This is a genomic window from Microbacterium sp. zg-YB36 (genome assembly GCF_024623575.2).
GTDB lineage: Bacteria > Actinomycetota > Actinomycetes > Actinomycetales > Microbacteriaceae > Microbacterium.
Map to the genome: position 1 here is coordinate 822,524 of NZ_JANJFD020000001.1, position 22,502 is coordinate 845,025.

General features: G+C 70.8%; 19 protein-coding genes. 10 read left to right on the plus strand and 9 right to left on the minus strand.

What is annotated here, in order from left to right:
• Genes NQ151_RS04155 through NQ151_RS04170 form a run of 4 tightly spaced genes read left to right on the plus strand, consistent with a single transcriptional unit; the run spans position 1 to position 5,667 of the window.
• Complete coding sequence (locus NQ151_RS04155) at positions 1-945, plus strand: ABC transporter permease (RefSeq protein WP_257508464.1); 945 nt, start codon at positions 1-3, stop codon at positions 943-945.
• Entirely contained in the window at positions 942-3,542 is a 2,601-nt protein-coding gene (locus NQ151_RS04160) for a dipeptide ABC transporter ATP-binding protein (protein WP_257527095.1), read from the plus strand. Before NQ151_RS04155 ends, NQ151_RS04160 begins: the two co-directional genes overlap by 4 nt.
• On the plus strand, positions 3,539-4,546 hold the full coding sequence (locus tag NQ151_RS04165) for a LacI family DNA-binding transcriptional regulator (protein WP_257527096.1): 1,008 nt from the start codon (positions 3,539-3,541) through the stop codon (positions 4,544-4,546). The genes NQ151_RS04160 and NQ151_RS04165 overlap by 4 nt, the downstream gene beginning before the upstream one ends.
• Positions 4,543-5,667, plus strand: coding sequence for an alpha/beta hydrolase fold domain-containing protein (locus NQ151_RS04170; protein ID WP_257508461.1), 1,125 nt, complete (start codon positions 4,543-4,545; stop codon positions 5,665-5,667). The genes NQ151_RS04165 and NQ151_RS04170 overlap by 4 nt, the downstream gene beginning before the upstream one ends.
• A gap of 56 nt (positions 5,668-5,723) precedes the next feature.
• Here the strand turns inward: NQ151_RS04170 and hisS are convergent, their stop codons facing one another.
• Genes hisS through NQ151_RS04185 form a run of 3 tightly spaced genes read right to left on the minus strand, consistent with a single transcriptional unit; the run spans position 5,724 to position 8,824 of the window.
• The gene (gene hisS / locus NQ151_RS04175; protein ID WP_257527825.1) at positions 5,724-6,995 is read right to left on the minus strand and encodes a histidine--tRNA ligase; all 1,272 of its coding nucleotides are present in this window, start codon (positions 6,993-6,995) and stop codon (positions 5,724-5,726) included.
• Between the two features lie 39 nt (positions 6,996-7,034).
• Entirely contained in the window at positions 7,035-7,709 is a 675-nt protein-coding gene (locus tag NQ151_RS04180) for a MazG nucleotide pyrophosphohydrolase domain-containing protein (RefSeq protein ID WP_257508460.1), read from the minus strand.
• On the minus strand, positions 7,676-8,824 hold the full coding sequence (locus NQ151_RS04185; RefSeq protein ID WP_257527097.1) for a Na+/H+ antiporter NhaA: 1,149 nt from the start codon (positions 8,822-8,824) through the stop codon (positions 7,676-7,678). Before NQ151_RS04185 ends, NQ151_RS04180 begins: the two co-directional genes overlap by 34 nt.
• Positions 8,825-8,963: 139 nt before the next feature.
• Between NQ151_RS04185 and NQ151_RS04190 the strand changes: the two genes are divergently transcribed.
• On the plus strand, positions 8,964-11,633 hold the full coding sequence (locus tag NQ151_RS04190) for a phosphoenolpyruvate carboxylase (RefSeq protein WP_257527098.1): 2,670 nt from the start codon (positions 8,964-8,966) through the stop codon (positions 11,631-11,633).
• A gap of 6 nt (positions 11,634-11,639) precedes the next feature.
• Here NQ151_RS04190 and NQ151_RS04195 read toward each other — a convergent pair whose 3' ends face one another.
• Positions 11,640-12,239, minus strand: coding sequence for a gamma carbonic anhydrase family protein (locus NQ151_RS04195; RefSeq protein WP_257527099.1), 600 nt, complete (start codon positions 12,237-12,239; stop codon positions 11,640-11,642).
• Between the two features lie 149 nt (positions 12,240-12,388).
• Here NQ151_RS04195 and gdhA point away from each other — a divergent pair, with 149 nt between their 5' ends.
• Positions 12,389-13,747, plus strand: coding sequence for an NADP-specific glutamate dehydrogenase (gene gdhA / locus NQ151_RS04200; RefSeq protein ID WP_257508456.1), 1,359 nt, complete (start codon positions 12,389-12,391; stop codon positions 13,745-13,747).
• Between the two features lie 104 nt (positions 13,748-13,851).
• On the opposite strand, the gene NQ151_RS04205 is transcribed toward gdhA, so the two are convergent.
• Together NQ151_RS04205 and mfd are read right to left on the minus strand one after the other, a co-directional pair.
• Complete coding sequence (locus tag NQ151_RS04205) at positions 13,852-14,037, minus strand: DUF1918 domain-containing protein (protein WP_257508455.1); 186 nt, start codon at positions 14,035-14,037, stop codon at positions 13,852-13,854.
• A 62-nt stretch (positions 14,038-14,099) separates the two neighbouring features.
• On the minus strand, positions 14,100-17,714 hold the full coding sequence (gene mfd / locus NQ151_RS04210) for a transcription-repair coupling factor (protein WP_257508454.1): 3,615 nt from the start codon (positions 17,712-17,714) through the stop codon (positions 14,100-14,102).
• Positions 17,715-17,764: 50 nt separating this feature from the next.
• Between mfd and NQ151_RS04215 the strand changes: the two genes are divergently transcribed.
• The gene (locus NQ151_RS04215; RefSeq protein WP_257527100.1) at positions 17,765-18,271 is read left to right on the plus strand and encodes a hypothetical protein; all 507 of its coding nucleotides are present in this window, start codon (positions 17,765-17,767) and stop codon (positions 18,269-18,271) included.
• A gap of 107 nt (positions 18,272-18,378) precedes the next feature.
• Here the strand turns inward: NQ151_RS04215 and pth are convergent, their stop codons facing one another.
• Positions 18,379-18,963 (minus strand): aminoacyl-tRNA hydrolase, encoded by a 585-nt coding sequence (gene pth / locus NQ151_RS04220; protein WP_257508452.1) that lies wholly within the window; start codon positions 18,961-18,963, stop codon positions 18,379-18,381.
• A gap of 78 nt (positions 18,964-19,041) precedes the next feature.
• Positions 19,042-19,686, minus strand: coding sequence for a 50S ribosomal protein L25/general stress protein Ctc (locus NQ151_RS04225; protein ID WP_257527101.1), 645 nt, complete (start codon positions 19,684-19,686; stop codon positions 19,042-19,044).
• Between the two features lie 212 nt (positions 19,687-19,898).
• Between NQ151_RS04225 and NQ151_RS04230 the strand changes: the two genes are divergently transcribed.
• On the plus strand, positions 19,899-20,021 hold the full coding sequence (locus NQ151_RS04230; RefSeq protein ID WP_257508450.1) for a hypothetical protein: 123 nt from the start codon (positions 19,899-19,901) through the stop codon (positions 20,019-20,021).
• Positions 20,022-20,033: 12 nt separating this feature from the next.
• On the opposite strand, the gene NQ151_RS04235 is transcribed toward NQ151_RS04230, so the two are convergent.
• Positions 20,034-20,552, minus strand: a complete 519-nt coding sequence (locus tag NQ151_RS04235; protein WP_257508449.1) for a gluconokinase — start codon at positions 20,550-20,552, stop codon at positions 20,034-20,036.
• Positions 20,553-20,611: 59 nt separating this feature from the next.
• On the opposite strand from NQ151_RS04235, the gene gnd reads away from it, so the two are divergent.
• Together gnd and NQ151_RS04245 are read left to right on the plus strand one after the other, a co-directional pair.
• Positions 20,612-22,060, plus strand: a complete 1,449-nt coding sequence (gene gnd / locus NQ151_RS04240; RefSeq protein ID WP_257527102.1) for an NADP-dependent phosphogluconate dehydrogenase — start codon at positions 20,612-20,614, stop codon at positions 22,058-22,060.
• 41 nt (positions 22,061-22,101) lie between these two features.
• The gene (locus NQ151_RS04245) at positions 22,102-22,500 is read left to right on the plus strand and encodes a VanZ family protein (RefSeq protein WP_257508447.1); all 399 of its coding nucleotides are present in this window, start codon (positions 22,102-22,104) and stop codon (positions 22,498-22,500) included.
• Positions 22,501-22,502: the final 2 nt, after the last annotated feature.

Below are 22,502 nucleotides of genomic sequence, written 5' to 3' on the forward strand. Positions count from 1 at the left end.
GTGCTCAGACGCCGACTCGTCGGATGGCTCGTGATGAGCGTCATCCTGTTCTTCGTCATCTCTGCGCTCCTGTTCGTTCTCGTTTCGCTGACGCCGGGCGATGCCGCCCGCGCAATCGTCGGGCCGACAGCGAGTGAGGAGCGCTACCAGCAGGTGCGCGTCGAGCTCGGGATTGACCTGCCCCTCTGGCAGCAGTACCTGCGCTGGCTGACATCGCTCCTGCAGGGCGACCTCGGCCGGTCGCTCGTTTCGGGGGTGCCGGTGACCCAGGTGCTCGCCGACCGCGTCGAACCCACCCTCGCCCTCATGCTCTGCACGTTCGTCTGCGCCTCCATCCTGGGGATCGTGCTCGGCGTCATCGGCGCGTCTCGTCCCGGGGCGGCAGGAAAGGCCGCCGACCTCGCGAGCGTCGTCGGATCCGCCGTGCCGACCTTCTGGATCGGGCTCGTGCTGTCGGCCGTCTTCGCCGTACAGCTGCGACTCGTACCCACGAGCGGGTACACACCGCTCGTCGACGGCCTGGGGCCATGGTTGTCGCACATGATCCTGCCGATAGCGACCCTCACCATCGGAGGAACGGCGCTCCTGGCCAAACAGACCCGTGACGCCGTGGCTGAGCAGCTCGCCCAGCCGTACATCGTGCTGCTGCGCTCGCATGGCGTGAGCGAGCGACGCATTCTCTGGCGGCACGCGCTCCGCGGCGCCGCGGTGCCCATCGTCACGATCCTGGGGATGAAGATCATCGGGCTCACGAGCGGCACAGTGCTCGTCGAGAGCGTCTTCGTGATCCCCGGGTTCGCCGGCTACGCCGTGAACGCGACGCTGCTGCACGACCTGCCTGTCGTGCAGGCGATCACGCTCCTGTTCACCGTCGTCATCATCGCCACCAACCTCGTCGTGGAGATGCTCTACGCCAGGCTCAACGTCAAGGAGGCAGCCCAGTGACCGCGACCCCCGCCGAGGTCGTCGCCCCCGCCGATGCACCCCCAGCCCGCGACACCCGCACGGTCGTGCCGCTCTGGCGGCAGTTACTGGCCCGGCCCGTGTTCGCGACGTGCACCGCGATCATCCTGATCCTCGTCGCGCTGGTCGCCCTCGCCCCGATCATCGCGCCGTACCCACCACTTGAGCAGGATCTCACCGCGACGCTTCAGGGACCGTCCGCCGCCCATCTCCTGGGCACCGACGATCTCGGCCGCGATGTCCTATCCCGCCTGCTCCACGGCGGCCGCGTGACGATGCTTGGCGTACTGCAGGCGCTGGTGGTCTTTCTTCTGGTCGGCACCGGGCTGGGCCTGGTGGCGGGCATGGGTCGCGGCTGGGTCGACACCGCGATCGTCCGGGCCGCCGAGATCCTCATGAGCCTGCCCGCGTTCATCATCCTCCTCGTGACCCTGTCGATCGCCCCGGGCAACATGACGCTTGCGATGGTCACGATCGGCGTGCTCACCAGTCCCCTGCTGATGCGCGTGGTCCGGGGAACGACGAAGTCCGTCCGCGGAGAGCTGTTCGTCCGCGCGGCGCGCATCATGGGTCTGAGCGAGACCCAGATCACGCTGCGTCACGTGCTCCCCCGCCTCGCAGGCCCCATCATTGTTCAGCTCACGATCTTCTCCGGTGCCGTAATCCTCACCGAGACGGGACTCGGATACCTCGGCTTCGGCGTGCGCCTGCCCCACCCCAGCTGGGGAAACATGGTCCAGACGGCGAGCGAGAACATCACGCGCGCCCCGTGGCTCCTGATCCCCACCGGCGGCGTCATCATCGTGACGATCCTCTCGCTCATGCTCATCGGCGACGGCATCCGCGACGCCGTGGCCGACCGCTGGACCGGGGCCGCGGTGCGCCGGCGCCGCCCCCGTCCGGCGGCGCCAGCGGCGATGACGGTGGGTGCCGCGCAGGACGATGCCGTGATCGTCGTCGACGGGCTCACGATCGTCGCCGACCACGCGACAGGCGAGGTGCCGATCGTGGAGGGCGTCTCGTTCCGCATCCTTCCCGGTGAAACTGTCGCGCTGGTGGGCGAGTCGGGGTCCGGCAAGTCGGTCACCGCGCTCGCGGTGCTCGGCCTCACCCGAGGGCTCCGCAAGACCAGCGGGCGAGTCCTCGTCAACGGCGCCGACATCGGAGCGCTCTCCCCCGAGGCCTTGCGACAGCTACGGTCGAACACGTTCGGCTACATCACGCAGGACCCGCAGCCTTCCCTAGACCCGTCGATGCGCGTCGGCGACCTGCTCGCCCAGCTCGTGCGGCTGCATCAGGGGGTCGACGTCGCGCAGTCCCGGCGCATTTCCCTCGAGTTGCTCGAACGTGTGCGCATCCCCGACGCCGCGATGGTCGCGCGGCGCTACCCCCACCAGCTGTCCGGCGGCATGGCGCAGCGTGTCGTGATCGCGGCGGCGCTCAGCGCGCGGCCACGCATCCTCATCGCCGATGAGCCGACGACCGCCCTCGACGTCACCGTGCAGGCCGAGATCCTCGCACTCCTGCACGACCTGTGCGATGCGGATGACTCCATGGCGCTGCTGCTCATCACGCACGACTGGGGCGTCGTCGCAGACATCGCCGACCGCATCGTCGTCCTGCACGACGGCCAGCTCATCGAATCAGGTGACGCCGCGCGCGTGTTCACCGAACCGGAGCACCCCCACACCCGCGCGATGCTCGCCGCTGACCCCGCCCATCTCGAGGTGCGCGGCCCCCGGCCGCCTGCCCCCGCGCTCCTGAGGATCGAAGGCCTTGAGATCGCGTACAACTCGAAGGATGCCGCCGGCCGCCCCGTCCGTACCACGGCGGTGAATGGCCTCGACCTCACGGTGCGCGCCGGCCGCACACTCGGGCTGATCGGCGAGTCGGGGTCGGGCAAGACGAGCGTCGGCAATGCGGTCGTCTCGCTCGTGACGCCCTCGGCAGGCAGCATTCGGCTCCGTGACGAGGAGTTGGTGGGCACCGGCCGTGCCCGCCGTCGGGAGCTGGCCACGAAGGTCCAGATGATCTTTCAGGACCCGTACGGATCGCTCAACCCGGTCCGCACGGTCGGCTCGACCCTCGCCGAACCGCTCATCCTGGCACACGGGATGTCGCGGGTCACCGCCGAGCGGGCGGTGCGCGAGGCGCTCGAGCGCGTCGGCCTGCCCGCTGCTGCGGCGAGCCGGTACCCGGCGCAGTTCTCAGGCGGTCAGCGCCAGCGCATAGCCATCGCCCGGGCCGTCGTGCTCCGGCCGGACCTCATCGTGTGCGACGAGCCGGTGAGCGCGCTCGACCTGTCCATCCAGGCGCAGGTGCTGGAGTTGTTGCAGGAGCTTCAGGACGACCTGGGTATGGCCTACCTCTTCATCTCGCACGACCTGTCCGTCGTACGTAGCTTCTGTGACGAGGTCGCGGTGATGTACCGGGGTGAAGTCGTCGAGCGCGGGGCGACCGCGGAGGTCGTGGCGCGCCCTGCACACCCGTACACCCGATCTCTGCTGGATGCGGCGCCGGTGCCCGACCCGTCGGTGCAGCGCGGCCGCTCCGTCAGCGTGCAACGGTGGGTACCGTGAGCGCTATCGTGACGATCCACGACGTCGCCCGGGAGGCGGCAGTATCACCGGCCACGGTGTCCAACGCGATGAACCGGCCCGGCCGGGTTGCCGCCGACACCCGCGCCCGCGTCCTGGCCGTGGCCGATCGCCTGGGCTACATACCCCATGCCGTCGCGGCGCATCGCGCGCGCACGGCGACTTCTCGCGTCGGCATCATCGCACCGTTCACGACCTACGCCTCGTTTGCGACACGCATCCAGGGTGCACTCACCGTCCTCAGCGCCGACAATCTCGAAGCCATCGTCTATGACCACCCCTCCGCGAGCCGCTCCCCCTCGCCCCGTCTCGCGAGCCTGCCGTTCTCCGGCAACCTCGACGGCCTGGTCATCATGGGCGTGCCTATCGACACGGGAATCGCGGACCGTCTGCTCGCGCGCGGCCTGGCGACGGTGCTGGTCGACTCCCGGCATCCGCAATTCACATCCGTCGTGCTCGACGAGGAGCGCGGTGCGACCCTGGCCGCCGAGCACCTCATTGGACGCGGGTTCGAGCAGTTCGTCTACGTCACGGAAGGGCAGCGTTCCAAGGACTACGTCTCGCAGGGCAAGCGCCGCCTGACCGGGTTCGTGAACGCGCTGCGGGAGCGGGGCGTGGCAGAGAGCGCCATCCACTGCATAACGGCGCCATCCGGCAACGCGAAGGCGGGCCAGGCCGCCGCCGAGCACGTCGCTCTCCTGTCGAGGGAGGGCCGCGTGGGGGTGCTCTGCGGGCACGACACTCTCGCTGCCGGTGTTCTATCCGGGCTGCGCGGCCGCGGTGTTGCCGTCCCCGACCGGGTCGGGGTGATCGGGTGGGACGGCGGCGAGGTCGTCGAGGCGCTAGGGCTCACCACGGTGCGTCAGCCACTCGTCGAATCGGGCCGGGCGGGCGCCGAGCGCCTCGTCGCACTGCTGCACAACCCCACCGCCCCAGTCGAACGCGTGGTCTTGGCGCCGGTGCTCGCCGAAGGGATCACCTCGTGAGCGCGCTGACTCCAGGCCAGGAGATCACATCCCTGCCCGGGCAACTGCCGCCCCGCCTCGCCGAGATGATCCGCCGCGCGCGCGAGCGCATCCCGGTCGGCGACGCCCCCGTCGACCGGCCGTTCGCGCCGGCAGCGACGGAGGCCGCGGCTGACTGGCTCGCACGCCTCCGCACGGCGCGGGCAGCGCACGACGCGCACGCGCTCGCGTGGCGCGCCGCCCTGGACGCCGCCGCTGCAGAGATCACCGGCGCCACGCTGGCCGACCTCCTCGCACCGGCGGCGCCGGTGACGCGGCAGGTGCTCGACCTCCCGACACCGGGCCGCGCCTCGCTCACGGGCCGCCTTGCGGCGCTGCTTCCGAGCGGGTCCCCCGGCGGGGAGGGGCCGTCCCGACCGGAGGACGCCGTCCCCGTGTGCGTCACAGCTCCGCAGACCCCCCGTCAGCCTGCGCCCGTCATCGTCGTCCTGCACGGTGGCGCGTACTGGATGGGAGGCGGGACCGTCTCGTCGGTCACCAGCCGTCCCCTGCATGACTTCCTCGCCTCGCAGCTGGGCGCCTTCGTGCTGGACGTCGACTATCGGCTGGCTCCCGAGCATCCCTTCCCCGCGTCGATAGTGGACGCCCTCGAGGTGGTGGACGCGATTCGGCGCGGCATCTCGGGCCTGCCCCTCGATCCGACGCGCATCGCCGTCGTCGGCACGAGCTCAGGCGGCAACGCTGCCGCGGCATGCGCCCTCGCAGACGCCGCGCGCGCCCCCGCGCGTCCGCTCGCAGCGCTTGGCCTGCTCGTTCCCTCCGTCGACCTCACCGGCCCGCTCACCGGCGACCGGGAGCAGCTGCTGCGCGCTTACGCCGGCGACGTCGCGCGGCACGACCCGTGGCTTTCCCCCGCGCACCACGATGCGCTGGGGACGCTTCCGCCGACGTTCGTCGCGGAGGCGGAGTATGACGAGGTCGCTCGCGGCGGGTCCTTGCTCGCAGAGCGCATGAATGCGCAGGGCGGACGGGCCGACCTTCGCCTCTACCCGATGACGCACACGGCGGCAGAGCCCGCCGTGGAGGCGCGGATGGCCGAGGACCTGCGCGAGTTCCTCGCATCGGTCTTCCGGCCAGCATGAAGGCGGCGTGACCCTCAGCCACCCGGCTCGGCGGGGCTCGTCGCGATCCGGCGAGGTCAGTTCAGCGGCTTGAGTTCCAGCTCGGCCGCCGTCGTTGCGGCGGACACCGTCGCGAACGAGGTGTAGCCGTCCGCAGCGGCGCGCTCCAGCAGCGCCTTGAGGTTCTTGGTGCGCTGTTCCAGCCGCACCCGGGAGCCGCCGGCGACCAGCCGGGCCTTCAGCGCCAGCAGCTGCGTCATCGGCACGTCCCGGTCGTGCACCAGCACGACGGCGGAGCCGTCCGCTTCGTCGGCATCCGAGACGAGGTCGACGATCCGCTCGAAGCCGATCGAGAACCCGACGGCCGGCACGTCCTGGCCGAGGAACCGGCCGATCATGCCGTCGTAGCGACCGCCGCCACCCAGCGAGTAGCCGACGCTGGGGTGGGCGAGTTCGAAGATCGTGCCGGTGTAGTAGCCCATCCCGCGCACCAGGAACGGGTCGAACACCAGCGGGATGTCTGCGGCGTCGCCACGCGCCGCCGCGACGGTCTCACCGAGAGTCACCAGGTGCGCCACGACCTCGTCGGCGATGCCGGCCGGCAGTGCCTTGCGGATCTGACGCTCGCCGTACGGGTGGTATTCGAGGGTCTGCGGCCGACCCAGGAACTCCGCGAACGCGTCGACCGCGGCAGGCGTCACGCCGCGGTCGCGCAACTCCGCGGCCACCCCCTCGGGGCCGATCTTGTCGAGCTTGTCGATCGTGATGAGCACGCCGGGGCGCTCGTCGGGGGCAAAGCCGAAGACGTCGAGCATCGCGTCCAGCGCGCGGCGGTCGTTGATGCGGATCGTGCCGCCCTCGAGCCCGAGCGCGTCGAGGGTGTCCAGGCTCGCGACGATGAGTTCGGCCTCGGCGCGCGGCGTGGCGTCGCCGATGACGTCGATGTCGCACTGCATGAACTGCCGGTAGCGCCCCTTCTGCGGGCGCTCCGCGCGCCATACCGGGGCGATCTGGATCGACCGGAACACGGTGGGAAGCTCCGCGCGGTGGCTGGCGTAGAAGCGGGCCAGGGGCACGGTGAGGTCGTAGCGCAGCCCCAGATCCGCCAGCGCGGCGACATCGAGGGTCGACTGGTCTGCGGCGGCGGCGAGCGCAGCGGCATCCAGTCCCCGTTTGAGCACATTGAAGGCGAGCTTCTCGTTGTCGCCGCCGATGCCGGCGTGCAGCCGGCCGTACTCCTCCATGACGGGGGTCTCGATCTCGTCGAACCCATGCGCGCGGTAGCGCTCACGGATCACGGCGAGCACACGCTCGCGACGGGACTTGTCTGCGGGGAGGAAGTCGCGCATGCCGCGCGGCGGATTGACGGATGCCACGGAACGATTCTCTCAGGAAGCCGGCGGCTGCTCGGCCGCGCGGACATCGGCCTCCAGCGTGCGCAGTCGTTCCCGCAGGGCACGCTCGGCGTCCCAGCCCTGCGCGCGGGCGGTGGCCACCAGCGCCAGGAGGGCGTCGCCGAGCTCTGCCTCGTCGGTCGGGGCGGTCGTCGCGGGGGTGGGCGTGACGCCGACGGACGCGGCCTTTCCCAGCAGCTTCTGCGCGAGAGCGAGCGAGGGCATGTGGGGGGACACTCCGTCGAGCACGCTGGTGCGGGCGTGTTTCTCGGCCGCCTTGGCGGCGTTCCAGTGCACGAGCACCTCTTCGGGCGTGGTCGCGACCGCCCCGGCGAAGACGTGCGGATGCCGCCGGACCATCTTCGCCGTCAGCTCCCGTGCCACGTCGTCGATGTCGAAGGGGTCCGAGTCATCCCGCGAGGCGATCTCGGCGTGGAACAGCACCTGCCACAGCAGATCACCGAGTTCCTCGCGGAGGTCCGCGCGGGACCCCGCCTCGACGGCATCCACCAGCTCGGCGGCTTCTTCCACCAGATACGGCACGAGCGCGCGGTGGTCGATCTGCTGCGTCCACACGCACCGATCGCGCACTGCCCGCATCGTCTGTGCCGCCTCGCGCAGCGCGTCCGTCCCGGTCACGCCGTCACCGTCTGCCGCCTGTAGTGCCATGCCCGCCAGGATACGAGCCCGGCGGCGAGCGCGAGCGAGACCACCGAACCGGCGAGCACCCCCAGCGTCGCCTGGTCGCGGGTGACGGCATCCCCGGCGAAGGCCAGTTCGCTCAGCAGCAGCGACACCGTGAAGCCGATCCCGCCCAGCGCGCCCGCCGCAAGCAGGTCGGCCAGCGGCAGCCGCGGCGCACCCGGCTGAGCGATCATCCGTTGCGCGAGGGCACCGGCGGCCACGATGCCGACGATCTTGCCCACCGGCAACGCCACGGCCACCCCCCAGAACGCGGGCGACAGCGGCCCGGCGGAGACGGCGGGGATCGCCACGAGGGCGGCGGACAGCGCGAACAGGGGCAGCACGACGGCGTTGACCCAGGGTTCCAAGGCGTGCCGCACCCGTAGCGCGGGGCGCTGGGCCATAGCCAAGCCCAGCGCGACGCCGGCGATCGTGGCGTGCACGCCGGATTCGTGGACGAAAACCCACGTGGCCACCGCGAGGAGCACCAGCGCGATGGCGATCGGCACCCGCGCCCGCGTGTCGAGCTGGCGGCTGAGCACCGCGAACAGCACGACCGACACCAGGGCAGCTGCGAGCATGCCCCAGTCCACGTCGGCGGTGAACAGCACCGCGATGAAGACGATCCCCACGATGTCGTCCAGGATCGCCAGAGCGAGGAGGAAGACCCGGATGCCGGCGGGCAGCCCGGTGCCGAAGACCGCCAGCACCCCGAGGGCGAAGGCGATGTCGGTGGCGGTGGGGATGGGCCAGCCATCCCGCGTCACCGCGCCTCCGGCGATCAGCAGGTACAACGCGATGGGCACCAGCACTCCCCCGGCGGCGGCGATCGCCGGCTGCAGGGCGCGGCGCGCCGAGTTCAGCTCGCCCTGGGTGAGTTCGAACTGCAGCTCCACGGCGACGACGAAGAAGAACACCGCCAGCAGGCCGTCCTGGATCCAGTGACCCACCGACAGCTCCCACACGCCCGGGATGCCCAGCGGAGCGTTCTTCACCGCTGTCGCGGCATCCGCCCATGCGGAATTCGCGATGACCACGCCGGCGACGGCGGCCAGCAGCAGCACGATCGCCGGGAATCGTGCGGAGCGCAGCAGAGACATGGGACCTCCCGGGGTCGGGTAGGGGCGTCCGTCCCCACATCCGGGGACGTGCCGACCAGACTTCCCGGCGCACCGAGACCCATCGTACCGACCCGGGTGCCGGACGTGGCCTGCTCCCTCGCCGCGTAGCGTTGAGGGCATGCGTGATGTCACCCCCACCGAGGCCATCGATCTCGTCGGCCGTTTCGAAGCCGGTCAAGAACTGCCCGAGCAGATGCGCGCCGACGTGCGTCTGCTGGGCGGACTGCTGGGCGACGTGCTGCGCGAGAGCGGCACGCCGGGACTCTACGACGACGTCGAGCGACTGCGCACCGCGACGATCCAGGCCTACACCGACGAGACCGACCAGGCCCACGAGCGCGCCGCGGCGATCGCCGAGGAGCTGCCGCTGGCCCGCGCCGAAGAGGTCGCACGGGCCTTCACGGTGTACTTCCACCTCGTGAATCTCGCCGAGGAGCACCAGCGGGTGCGGATCCTGCGCGAACGTGACGCGAGCCCGCAGCGCGAGAGCGCGGTCGATTCCGTCGCGGCGGCCTTCGGGCGACTGGCCGAAGAGATCGGCGACGACGCGGCGCTGTCCCGGCTGCAGGCGCTGCGGTTCCACCCGGTCTTCACCGCCCACCCCACCGAGGCGCGTCGTCGCGCGGTGTCCACCGGCATCCGTCGCCTGGCCGACCTGCTGGGCGAGCACGACACGACCCTGCCCGAGGGCACCGACCGCCGCCGCGTCGAGCGCCGCATGCTGGAGGAGATCGATACGCTCTGGCGCACCGCCCCGCTGCGCGCCGAGAAACCCGCCCCCACCGACGAGGTGCGTGCCGTGATGGCCGTCTTCGACGACACCCTGTTCACCGCCGTCCCGCAGGTGTACCGCCGCATCGACGACGCACTGCAGGGCCCGCTCGCGGGCGGGCGTCCTCCGGTGGTCGCGCCGTTCGTGCGCCTGGGCACGTGGGTCGGCGGCGACCGGGACGGCAACCCGTTCGTCACGGCGTCCGTCACCCGCAAGGCCGCCGCGATCGCGAGCGAGCACGTGCTGCTGGGGCTGGAACGCGCCGCGAACCGCATCGGCCGCAGCCTGACGCTGGATGCCGCGACCACCCCGCCCAGCGACGACCTCATCGCCCTGTGGCATCGCCTGCGGGCAGCCGACGAGGACGCCGCGGCCGAGATCGCCAAGCGCTCCCCCGCCGAGCCGCACCGCCGCGTACTGCTGCTGATCGCCCGCCGCATCGCCGCGACCGGCGCCCGCAACGCCGACCTCGCCTACGGCGACCCGGAGCAGCTGCTGGCCGACCTGCGCATCCTGCAGGACTCCCTCGTGCAGGGCCGGGCTGCCCGCCAGGCATACGGGTCGCTGCAGCAGCTGATCTGGCAGGTCGAGACCTACGGCTTCCACCTGGCCGAGCTCGAGGTGCGCCAGCACTCCGACATCCACGCCCGCGTACTCGCCGAGCTCGAGGCGGGCGACGCACGCAGCGAAGAGGCCGAAGAGGTGCTCGACACCTTCCGCGCCGTCGCGTTCGTGCAGGAGCGCTACGGCGTGCGTGCCGCAGGCCGCTACATCGTGTCCTTCACGCGCACCGCCGAGGACCTCGCCAACGTGCACCGGCTGGCCCGGCACGCCGTCGGACCTGCGGGCACTCCCCCGGTGCTGGACGTCATCCCGCTGTTCGAGACCTTCGCCGACCTTCAGGCAGCGCCCGCGGTGCTGGCCGAGATCGTCGAACACCCCGAGTTCCGGGCACGGCTGGATGCCACCGGAAGGCGCCTGGAGGTCATGCTCGGCTACTCCGACTCGTCGAAGGACGTCGGACCGGTCGCGGCGAACCTGGCCCTCTACGAGGCGCAGGCGAAGATCGCCGCGTGGGCGCGGGAGAGCCGCATCGAGCTGACCCTGTTCCACGGCCGCGGCGGTGCGCTCGGTCGTGGCGGCGGCCCCGCGAACTCGGCGATCCTCGCCCAGCCGCCGCATTCGGTGGACGGCCGGTTCAAGCTCACCGAGCAGGGTGAGGTGATCTTCGCCCGCTACGGCGACCCCGCCATCGCGATGCGTCACATCGACCAGGTCGCCGCGGCGGTGCTGCTGGCATCCGCCCCCTCCATCGAGCAGCGCAACAGCGCCGCCGCCGCCCAGTACGCCGATGTCGCGGCGACGATGGATGCCGCCTCACGCGAGCGGTTCTTCTCGCTCGTGAAAGCCGACGGTTTCGCATCGTGGTTCGCCACCGTCACGCCGATGGAAGAGGTGGGGCTGCTCGCCCTCGGGTCACGCCCGGCCCGCCGTGGACTGTCGGTGGAGTCCCTCGAGGATCTCCGGGCGATCCCCTGGGTGTTCGCGTGGACGCAGGCGCGCATCAACCTGGCCGGCTGGTTCGGGCTCGGCTCGGCGCTGGAGGCCGTGGGCGACGAGGAGCTGCTGCGCGGCGCCTACACGCGCTGGCCGCTGCTGCGCACTCTCGTGGACAATGTCGCGATGAGCCTCGCCAAGGCCGACACCCGCATCGCGCGGGAGTACCTGCAGCTGGGTGACCGGCCGGACCTCGCCGAACTCGTGCTGGCGGAGATGACGCTCACGCGGGACTGGGTCCAGCGCCTGACCGGCGGCGGCCTGCTGGGCAACAAGCCGGTGCTGCAGCGTGCGGTGAAGATGCGCAGCCCGTACGTCGACGCGCTGTCGCTGCTGCAGCTGCGGGCGCTGCGGGCACTGCGCGACGACCGGCTGTCCGAGGCGGACGGTGCCGACAACCGTCACCTGCTGCTGCTGTCGGTGTCCGGCGTGGCGGCTGGCCTGCAGAACACCGGGTGAGCCGGCTCAGACCACGCGGCGGTCGTGCTCGTGGCGGGCGAGCGAGCGGGCATACCGCTCGGTGAGCTGCGCCATGAGGTCGGGGGTGTCACGGTCGAGCCCGAAGACGTAGCCGGGGAAGTCCAGCTCCTGCTGCAGCGCCCAGATCTCCTCGTGCCGGTCGGGCGAGAGGATGCGCGCCGGGTCGCCCACCGCGACCCAGCCGATCGGGACGACCGAGCGCTCCGGCAGCACGGTGCGCAGGTGCACGACGGCGTTGATGCGCACTTCGCTACGGGAGCCGACGCGTGCGCCGTTGAAGACCCGGGTGCCGGTGGCCAGGAAGACCTCCTCCCCGATCGTCGCGCCCGAAATGCTCGCCATCGGGCCGACGAGGGTGTGATCGCCGATGTGCACGGCGTTGGTCGACGTCGCCCGCACCAGTGCGTTCTCCATCACGATCACATGCGCACCGAGGGTGAGCGGACCGCCCTCGGAGGTGAGGACGGCACCGTGCAGGATCTGGCAATCAGACCCGATGTGCACGTCGCCGCTGATGACCGCCGTGGGCGCGACCTGCGCGTCGGGGTGGATGCGGGGCTGGGCCCCGAGGTGCTCGAACCGCACGTCGCCTCCTGGTGAGCGCGACGGGGCGCGCTCTCCCCGCCAGCGTAGGGGGCCGCCGCGGTACGCGTCGAGCGTCCAGATTCCGCCGCTAAAGTGGAGCGGGCCGACACACGCGGCCCTGCCTCACCCGTCGGCCAGAAAGCTCCACCGTGCCCGAAACCCTCGTCGCCCTTCCCGCCCCCGTCAGCGACGTGTACGACACCGTCGTATCGCGCAACCCGCACGAACCCGAGTTCCTGCAGGCGGTGCACGAGGTACTCTCGTCCATCGTTCCCGTGCTCGAGCGGCATCCGCAGTTCGTCGACGGCGGCATCCTGGAGCGCATCGTCGAACCGGAGCGGCAGATCCTGTTCCGCGTGCCGTGGGTCGACGACGCCGGCCGGCTGCAGGTGAACCGCGGGTTCCGAGTGCAGTTCTCCTCGGTGCTGGGGCCGTACAAGGGCGGCCTGCGGTTCCACCCGTCGGTGAACCTGTCGATCATCAAGTTCCTCGGCTTCGAGCAGATTTTCAAGAACGCCCTGACCGGTCAGGGCATCGGCGGCGCCAAGGGCGGCAGCGACTTCAACCCGCACGGGCGGTCGGATGCCGAGATCATGCGGTTCTGCCAGGCCTTCATGAGCGAGTTGTACCGGCACCTGGGTGAGCACACCGACGTGCCCGCCGGCGACATCGGCGTGGGCGCCCGGGAGATCGGCTACCTCTTCGGCCAGTACCGCAAGATCACCAACCGCCACGAGTCGGGCATGTTCACCGGCAAGGGCGTGCAGTGGGGCGGCGCCGAAGTGCGCACCGAGGCCACCGGGTACGGCGCGGTGTTCTTCACGCAGGAGATGCTGGCGGTGAAGGGCGACTCCCTCGACGGCAAGCGCGTCGCCGTCTCCGGCTCCGGCAACGTCGCGCTCTACGCGATCGACAAGGCCCACCAGCTGGGCGCGATCCCGGTGACGGCGTCGGACTCGTCGGGGTACGTCGTCGACGACGCCGGCATCGATCTGGCGCTGCTGCGCCAGGTGAAGGAGATCGACCGCGAGCGCATCTTCGCCTACGCCGCGCAGCGCCCCGGCGCACGGTTCGTGCCGGATCGGCGCCCGTGGGAGGTGCCAGTGGACATCGCCATCCCCTCGGCGACGCAGAACGAGCTCGACGAGGACGACGCCCGCGCGCTCATCGCGAACGGCGTGCGCGCCGTGGCCGAGGGCGCCAACATGCCCTCGACGCCGGGCGCGGTGGCCGCGTTCCAGCAGGCCGGCGTGCTGTTCGGCCCCGGCAAAGCCGCCAACGCCGGCGGTGTGGCCACGTCGGCGCTGGAGATGAGCCAGAATGCCGCGCGGCAGCGCTGGAGCTTCGCCGACAGCGAGCGCAAGCTCCACGCCATCATGAAGGGCGTGCACGACGCGGCGTTCCAGGCGGCGGAGCAGTACGGCAGACCCGGCGACTACGTGGTCGGGGCGAACTCCGCCGGCTTCGAGCGGGTGGCCCACGCGATGCTGGCCCAGGGCGTCATCTAAGCCGGCGTCTCCCCGACACAGGAGAACTCCCCGCTACAGGACGTTTCGGCCGGAATCGTCCTGTTGCCGGGAGTCTTCCTGTTCTGGGGAGGGGTGCCGGGGCCTCAGTCCGCGTGCGTGATCTCGCAGTCCGCCCCCGGCGCGAGGATCGTCTCGTGACCGTCGTCGAACATGACGGTCAACAGCGGCGATGCGTCGGTTCCGTGGACCTCCTTCACGACGCCCTGACGCTCGGGAGCCCCCACCGTGCGGCCATGGATGCGGATGCGATCCCCCACTGCGGTCTTCATCGTCGACCACCTCCTGCCGCCACGGTACGACGCCACGGCGGCGGAAGCGAGGGGGTGCGCGATCAGGCCGGCGGTGCGGCCTTGTCATCGGGTGCCGGCAGCGGGAAGAACTGGTTCAGCACGTCCGCCGCCCACGCGATGAGGTCGCGATCGGCGACCTGTTCGCCGCCGGCCGTCGGCAGCGGCACCACCATCGCCTCGCCGCCGGCGAGGATCTTGCCCTTCGGGTACAGCCGCTGCAGGCGCACCCGGAGCGAATCCGGCAGGTGCGCCGGGGCGATCCGCAGGTTCGGACCCATCGCGACGACGTCGGTGAGCCCGGACTGCGCGGCCCGGCGACGCAGCCGCGCCACCGCGAACAGACCTTCCGTCTCCGGCGGGAGCTCGCCGTACCGGTCGGTCAGCTCCTCGATGACGAGGTCGATCGCGTCGTCCTTGGCCGAGGCGGACGCCGCGGCGGACAGCTTCTGGTAGGCCTCCAGGCGCAGTCGCTCGCTGTCGATGTAGGACTCCGGGATGCGCGCCTGCACCGGCAGCTCGAGGCGCAGCTCGGTGCCGCCCTCGACGTCCTCGCCGCGGAAGGACGCGACGGCCTCGCCGATCATGCGCAGGTACAGGTCGAACCCGACCCCGGCGATGTGCCCGGCCTGCTCGGCACCCAGCAGGTTGCCCGCGCCGCGCAGCTCGAGGTCCTTCAGCGCCACCTGCATGCCCGAGCCGAGGTCGTTGTTGACCGCGATGGTCTCAAGCCGGTCGGCGGCCGTCTCGCTCAGCGGCTTCTGCTCGTCGTAGAGGAAGTAGGCGTAGGCGCGCTCGCGCGCTCGCCCGACGCGGCCGCGCAGCTGGTGCAGCTGGCTGAGGCCATACTTGTCGGCGCGGTCGATGATGATCGTGTTGGCGTTGGCGATGTCCAGCCCGGTCTCGATGATCGTCGTGGACACCAGCACATCGGCGCGACGCTCCCAGAAGTCGTCCACGACCTTCTCGAGGGCGTGCTCCCCCATCTGGCCGTGCGCGACGGCGATGCGTGCCTCCGGGACGAGCTCGGCCAGGTGTGCCGCGACCCGCTGGATCGACGACACCCGGTTGTGCACGTAGAAGATCTGCCCTTCGCGCAGCAGCTCGCGGCGGATCGCGGCGGCGATCTGCTTGTCGCTGCGCGCTCCGACGTACGTGAGGATCGGATGCCGGTCCTCCGGCGGGGTCTGCAGCGTCGACATCTCCCGGATGCCGGCGACAGCCATCTCGAGCGTACGAGGGATGGGCGTCGCGCTCATCGCCAGGATGTCGACGTTGGTCTTGAGTTTCTTCAGCTGGTCCTTGTGCTCGACGCCGAACCGCTGCTCCTCGTCGATGATCAGCAGCCCGAGGTCCTTGAAGATCACACCTTCGGTGAGGATGCGGTGGGTGCCGATGACGAGGTCGACGGTGCCGTCCAGCAGACCCGCGACGGTCTCGCGTGCTTCCTTGTCGGTCTGGAACCGCGACAGCGGGCGCACCTTCACCGGGAATCCGGCGAACCGCTCCGTGAACGTCTCGATGTGCTGCTTGACCAGCAGCGTCGTCGGCACCAGCATCGCGACCTGCTTGCCGTCCTGGATGGCCTTGAACGCGGCACGGACGGCCACCTCGGTCTTGCCGAAGCCGACGTCGCCGGACAGCAGCCGGTCCATCGGGACCGGCTTTTCCATGTCGGCCTTGATCTCATCGATCGTCTGCAGCTGGTCGGGGGTCTCCGCGAACGGGAACGCCTCCTCCAGCTCACGCTGCCACGGGGTATCGGGCCCGAACGCGTGGCCCTTGGCCGCCATCCGAGCCGAGTAGAGCTTCACCAGCTCCACCGCGATGTCACGCACCGCCCGGCGGGCCTTGCCCTTGGCTTGGGCCCAGTCGCTGCCGCCCATCTTCGACAGGGTCGGCGCCTCACCGCCGACGTAGCGCGACAGCATGTCGAGCTGGTCGGTGGGTACGTACAGCTTGTCGCCCGGGAAGCCGCGCTTGGAGGGGGCGTACTCCAGCACCAGGTACTCGCGCTGGGTCTTGACCGCCTTGCGCCCGCCGCTGGAGACCTCCCGCTGCACCAGCTCGACGAACTTGCCGATGCCGTGCGTGGTGTGCACGACGTAATCGCCGGCCTTCAGCTGCAGCGGGTCCACGACGTTGCGCCGACGCGAGGCGAGCTTCTTGACCACCCGGCCGTCACTGCCGATCGTGCGGCCGTAGAACTCCGACTCCGTCAGCACCGCCAGCTTGGCATCGGGCACTTCGAACCCGCGCTCCAGCCGCGACACGACAGTCAGCGCGATCCCGGGTTCCGGGACCGCGTGGACGTCGACGACCTCTCGAGCGGCGATCCCCCGCTCGGCCATGACGTCGCGGGCGCGCTCGACGAGCCCGGTGCCGGAGGCGGCGACCACGACGCGCCAGCCGTCGGCCAGCAGGGTGCCGATGTGGGTCGTCGCCCCGTCCACGTTGCCGTGGAACGAGGGCACCGACCGCGCGTCGACCCGCTTGACCGCGGCATCCTGCAGCGCGACATCGACGTCGACGAGCCCTTCGGCCGCGGCATCCACCGCACCGGAGTCGAAGGCGCTGAGCGTCCACCACACCCCGCCGCGGTCGCGGGTGACCTGCTCCAGCTGCGGCAGCGTGAGGAAGTCCCCCGCGCCGAGGTCGACGGGGCTGTCGGCGCCGGCGGTCGCGGCGCTCCACGCCGCCTCGAGGAATTCGCGGTTGGTGTCGCCGAGGGTCATCGCCCGGGTGACGGAGCGTTCCGGATCCACCAGGGCGGCGGCGGTGCCGGCGGGCAGATAGTCCACCAGCGTGACGATCTCGTCGACGAGCACCGGCAGCAGCGACTCCATGCCCTCGGCGGGGATGCCCTGCGCCATCTTCTCGAGCATGCCGGCCAGACCGGGGTACTGTCCGGCGAGGCCGCGGGCGCGTTCGCGCACCGCGTCGGTCAGCAGCAGTTCGCGGCTCGGGATCAGCGACACCTCGCGCACCTCGCCGGGCAGCGAACGCTGGTCGGCCACCGAGAACGCGCGGATCTGGTCGACTTCGTCACCGAAGAACTCGACGCGGTAGGGGTGGTCGGCCACCGGCGGGAACACATCGAGGATGCCACCGCGGACGGCGAACTCGCCGCGGCGCGACACCATGTCCACGCGGTGGTAGGCCAGCTCCACGAGTCGTCGGGAGACATCGGTGAGATCGTGACCGCGACCACCGGCGATCAGGTGCACCGGCTCGACATCGGCCAGACCTGCCGCAATGGGCTGCACGGCGCTGCGCACCGACGCGGTGATGACCAGCGGCACGGCGCCGTCCCACGCGGCGATGTCGCGCAGCACGGCCAGGCGCTGACCGACGGTCTCGGCGCTGGGGCTGAGACGCTCGTGCGGCAGCGTCTCCCACGCCGGGAAGTGGTGCACCACGGCGCCGGGGAGGAGCTCACCCAGGGCGGTGCCGAGGGATTCCGCGCGGCGGCCGGTCGGGGCGATGGCCAGCAACGCGGCGGGCTTTCCCGCCTCACGGCGGCGCTCGATGAGCCCTGCCAGCAGCGGGGCGCCGAGACCCTCCACGATCGAGAAGTCGGTGTCGACGGATGCCGATTCCACCGCCTCCCGGAAGGACTCGGCCTGCATGAGGGCGCGCACGATCCCGGGAACTGTCACCCTACGAGTCTACGTGCGGCCGCTGACACGGGCGCTCGTAGGATGGGGCCGTGAGCGACCAACCCGCCCCCGCGACGCCTCCCGGATTTCCGACGCCGCCCGTCGTCCCCCCGCCCTACACCGGACCGTACGCCTCGCCGGGTGCGGTGTACCCGGCATCCGCCCCCGGCCCGGCACCGCAGCGCCCGGCGACCCTGGGAATCGTGGCTCTCGTGCTGGCGCTGCTGGCGACCGTGGGCGCGTCGATCGTCGCCGCGGTCGCGGGACTGCGGATCGCGGAGGTCCTCGCCGCGGCGATGCTCGCCAGTCCGTCCGGCGCGTTCGACTGGTCGGCCCTCGCCCCCGCGCGCGGGGCGGTGATGGTCGGCGAGCTGAGCTTCTGGATCGGCACGGCGCTCGGGGTGTGGGCGCTGGTGCAGGGGATCATCGCGATGGTCCAGCAGCGGGGTCGCGGTGTGAGCATCGCCGCCGTGGTCATCGCCGCGGCGGGCCCGGTCGTGTTCTGCGTCGCCGTCGTGGCCGCGCTCAGCGTCGGCGGAGCCGGCCCCTTCGCCTGACTCCCGAGTGAGTATTCACGCCGCCGAGTGAGTATTCACGTCGCCGAGTGAGTATTCACGCGAATACTCACTCGAGGGCACGAATACTCACTCGAGGGCACGAATACTCACTCGCGGGGGGCGTGGTGGCGCTGCTGGGCGGCGAGGAGGCCCTCGGCCACCAGCTGCTCGACGGCGTCGGCGGCATCCGACACCAGGATCGGCAGCGTCTTGCGCTCGGTCGGGCCGAACGGGTCGAGCACCCAGTCCGCGGCATCCTGGCGACCGGTCGGCCGGCCGATCCCGACCCGCACCCGCGGGAAGTCGGGGGTGTCGAGTGCCTTCGCCACATCGCGGACGCCGTTGTGACCGCCGTTGCCGCCACCGATCTTCAGCTTGATCGTGTCGAAGGGGATGTCCAGTTCGTCGTGGACGACCACGACCCGCTCCGGCGGCACGTCGTAGTACGACGCGAGTCCGGCGACGGGTCCGCCGGAGACGTTCATGAAGCTGTTCGGCTTGGCCAGTACGAGCTTGTCCGCCCCCGGCCGCAGCCACGTCTCGACCGCTCGGGCACCCGCCTTGTGCGCACGGAAGGTCTCCGAACGCCGGGCGGCGAGTTCGTCGACGACGAGCTGCCCGATGTTGTGTCGGGTCATCTCGTAGCGGGGTCCGGGGTTACCGAGCCCCACCACCAGCCAGGTCTGTGCCATGTCTTCCATCCTGCCCGAGCGTCCCGGTGATACAGCGAGGGGGCGCGGAATCCGCGCCCCCTCGCCATGAAGAGTGTCTTACTCGGACTCGGACTCGGCCTCGGCCTCGGCCTCGTCCGACTGCTCCTCGGCGACGGCCTCGTCGGCAGCCTCGATCTCGTCGACGGCGGCAAGGGTGGATGCCGGGACCGAGATCGCCACGATGAGCGTCTCGGGGTCGGCAACCAGCGTCGCGCCCTTGGGCAGCTTCAGGTCGGCCGCGGTGATGTGCGTGCCTTCCTCGAGGCCCTCGACGTCGACCTCGATGTGCTGCGGGATGTGGGTGGCCTCGACCTGGAGCAGGATGCTCACGGCGTCGAGGTTCGCGATGGTGCCGGGGAAGGGCTCGCCGAGCAGGGTGACGGGCACGTCGACCTCGATCTTCTCGCCCTTCTTCACCACGAGCAGGTCGATGTGCTCGATGATCTGGGTCACCGGGTCCTTCTGCACGTCCTTGACCAGCGTGAGCTGCTGCTTGCCGTCGACGTCGAGCTCGAGCACCGCGTTCGCGCGGCGGATGAGCAGCAGCATCTGGTGGCCGGGCAGTGCGACGTGCACCGGGTCGGTGCCGTGCCCGTAGATGACGGCGGGGATCTGGCCGGATGCGCGCAGACGGCGGGCGAAGCCCTTACCGAAATTCTCGCGCTTGGATGCGGTGACCTTGGTGTCGGTCTCAGTCGACATGGTGATTCTCCTTGCGGGCTGTTCAGCCCAGATCTGGGTCTGTGGTTCGACTCGAACGCATGGGCGTGAGGAAAGCCGCAAGGCCTGCATCACCGCGTCGATCACGGATGCTTGTGCGCAGTGCGCGCTGCATCCCTCGCCGAAGTTCGGTGTCGAGTCTACCAGCGACCCAGGTACCATGAAAACGCTCGCCCACGCCGACGGAGGACCCCATGGAATACGGCTTTATCTCGCAGGCACTGCTGTGGCTCGTCGGCGCCATGACTGTCGCGACCACCATCGGCGCCGTCGGCGCACTGTGGTCGATGGGCCGCCAGGGCTACGGCAAGCGCTGAGCCGAGCGCGGTTCAGCGGGCGAAAGCCCGGACGATCCGCGCCACGACCTCCTCGGGATCCCCGGTGTTGTCGACGATCACACCCGCCTCGTCGGGCTCGAGCGGTTCGAGTGCGTCCAGCTGGCTGTCCAGCAGCGTCGCCGGCATGAAGTGGTCGCCGCGGCCGCGCACCCGCCCGTCCAGGACGTCCCGCGAACTGGTCAGCAGCGCGAACCGCAGTTCCGGCACTGCCGCGCGCAACGCGTCGCGGTAACGGCGCTTGAGCGCGGAGCACGCGACGATCGTGGGCGACCCCACCTCGACGCCGTCGGCGATGGCGTGACCGATCGCCTGCAGCCACGGCCACCGGTCGTCGTCATCCAGCGGCTCCCCCGCGGCCATCTTGGCGACGTTGGATGCCGGATGCAGCGCGTCCCCGTCGATGAACGGCACTCCGGTGCGCTGCCCCAACAGGGAGCCGATCGTGGACTTGCCGCTTCCGGAGACGCCCATGACCACCAGTGGCGGCAGCGGCACGGCGGGTTCGGTCACGATGAGCACAGTAGCAACGCCAGACTCTAGGCTGGAACACACCGACGACAGGAGTGCGTGTGACCGAGGCAGTGGCGAACATCGGTGTGGTGGGACTTGCGGTGATGGGATCGAACCTCGCCCGCAACCTGGCTTCGCGTGAGGGCAACACGGTGGCGGTGTTCAACCGCTCCCGGTCCAAGACCGACGAGCTGGTCACCGCCCACCCCGAGGCCGGCTTCGTGCCGACCTTCTCCTATGACGAGTTCGCGGCGTCGCTGCAGAAGCCGCGTACCGCGATCATCATGGTCAAAGCCGGCGCGGGCACGGATGCCGTGATCACCGCGCTGACCGAGGTCTTCGAACCGGGCGACATCATCGTCGACGGCGGCAACGCCCGCTTCACCGACACCATCCGCCGCGAGAAAGCGGTGCGCGAAACCGGCATCAACTTCGTCGGCGCCGGCATCTCCGGCGGCGAGGAGGGAGCCCTGACCGGTCCCTCGATCATGCCCGGCGGGTCGGATGAGTCGTGGCTCACCCTCGGCCCGATCCTGCGCTCGATCGCCGCTGTCGCCGAGGGCGAGCCGTGCGTGACCCACGTCGGCCACGACGGTGCCGGCCACTTCGTGAAGATGGTGCACAACGGCATCGAGTACGCCGACATGCAGCTGATCGCCGAGGCGTACGACCTGATCCGTCGCGGCACCGGCAAGTCCCCGGCCGAGATCGCCGACGTGTTCGCCGAGTGGAACCGCGGCGAGCTGGAGTCGTACCTGATCGAGATCACCGCCGAGGTGCTGCGTCAGACGGATGCCGCCACCGGCGAGCCGCTCGTCGACGTCATCCTCGACCAGGCCGGCGCCAAGGGCACCGGGGCATGGACCGTGCAGACCGCTCTGAACCTCGGCACCCCGGTGTCGGGGATCGCCGAGGCGGTCTTCGCCCGGTCGCTGTCGAGCCACCCGGAGCAGCGCGCGGTGTCCCGCGACCTCCCCGGCGCATCGGAGGAGCTGAGCGTCGAGGACACCGACGCGTTCATCGAGGACGTGCGCCTGGCGCTCTACGCCTCGAAGATCGTCGCGTACAGCCAGGGATTCGACGAGATCCGCGCCGGCGCGGCCGAGTACGACTGGGCCATCGATCTGGGTGCGATCGCGAAGATCTGGCGCGGCGGATGCATCATCCGCGCGCAGTTCCTCAACCGCATCTCCGACGCCTACGCCGCCTCCCCCGAGCTGCCGGTGCTGCTGAGCGCACCGTACTTCGTCGATGCGCTGGGCCGGGCGCAGGATGCCTGGCGCCGCATCGTCGCCACGGCGGCGACCGCCGGCATCCCGGCACCTGCGTTCTCGTCGTCGCTGGCGTACTACGACGGGCTGCGTGCCGACCGCCTCCCCGCCGCGCTCATCCAGGGGCAGCGCGACTTCTTCGGTGCGCACACGTACAAGCGCATCGACAAGCCGGGTACGTTCCACACACAGTGGTCGGGCGACCGTAGCGAGATCGAAGCCGAGGACACCCACTGACGAAGCCACGGCTTCCCGTTCGAAGCCGCCGCGGGCGCTGGGTGCTCGCGGCGGCTTCGGTCGTCTATCTGGGGTGGGTCGCGTCGCTGACGCTCGGCCCGCAGCCCGAGGCCGCCGGCGGCGGGCTGCGCGATCTGGCCGACTGGTTCGCCGGCTCCCCGCTGACGACGTGGCTGACCTACCCGGTGCTGGAATTCACCGCCAACGTCGTGATGTTCGTGCCGGCGGGCGTGCTGTGGGTGCTGTGGACCGGCCCGCGCCGCTGGTGGCTGGCCCTGCTGGTGGGACTGGCGCTGAGCGCCGGCATCGAGGCGACCCAGGCGCTGGCCCTGCCCGAGCGGTACCCCGACCCGCGGGACCTGGCCGCGAACACCCTCGGCGCCACGCTGGCCGCCGCCCTTCTTGCGGCGCTGGTGCGTCCCCGCACTCCCCGCCGGTAAGA

Excerpts from the sequence above, each read along its gene's own strand:
- NQ151_RS04185 (WP_257527097.1), bottom strand. The coding sequence starts at position 8,824 with ATGTCTCTGCTGCGCTCCGCACGATTCCCGGCGATCGTGCTGCTGCTG.
- hisS (WP_257527825.1), bottom strand. The coding sequence starts at position 6,995 with ATGCGCGACTTCCTCCCCGCAGACAAGTCCCGTCGCGAGCGTGTGCTC.
- NQ151_RS04225 (WP_257527101.1), bottom strand. The coding sequence starts at position 19,686 with ATGTCGACTGAGACCGACACCAAGGTCACCGCATCCAAGCGCGAGAAT.
- NQ151_RS04205 (WP_257508455.1), bottom strand. The coding sequence starts at position 14,037 with ATGAAGACCGCAGTGGGGGATCGCATCCGCATCCATGGCCGCACGGTG.
- pth (WP_257508452.1), bottom strand. The coding sequence starts at position 18,963 with ATGGCACAGACCTGGCTGGTGGTGGGGCTCGGTAACCCCGGACCCCGC.
- NQ151_RS04230 (WP_257508450.1), top strand. The coding sequence starts at position 19,899 with ATGGAATACGGCTTTATCTCGCAGGCACTGCTGTGGCTCGTCGGCGCC.
- NQ151_RS04190 (WP_257527098.1), top strand. The coding sequence starts at position 8,964 with ATGCGTGATGTCACCCCCACCGAGGCCATCGATCTCGTCGGCCGTTTC.
- NQ151_RS04180 (WP_257508460.1), bottom strand. The coding sequence starts at position 7,709 with ATGGCACTACAGGCGGCAGACGGTGACGGCGTGACCGGGACGGACGCG.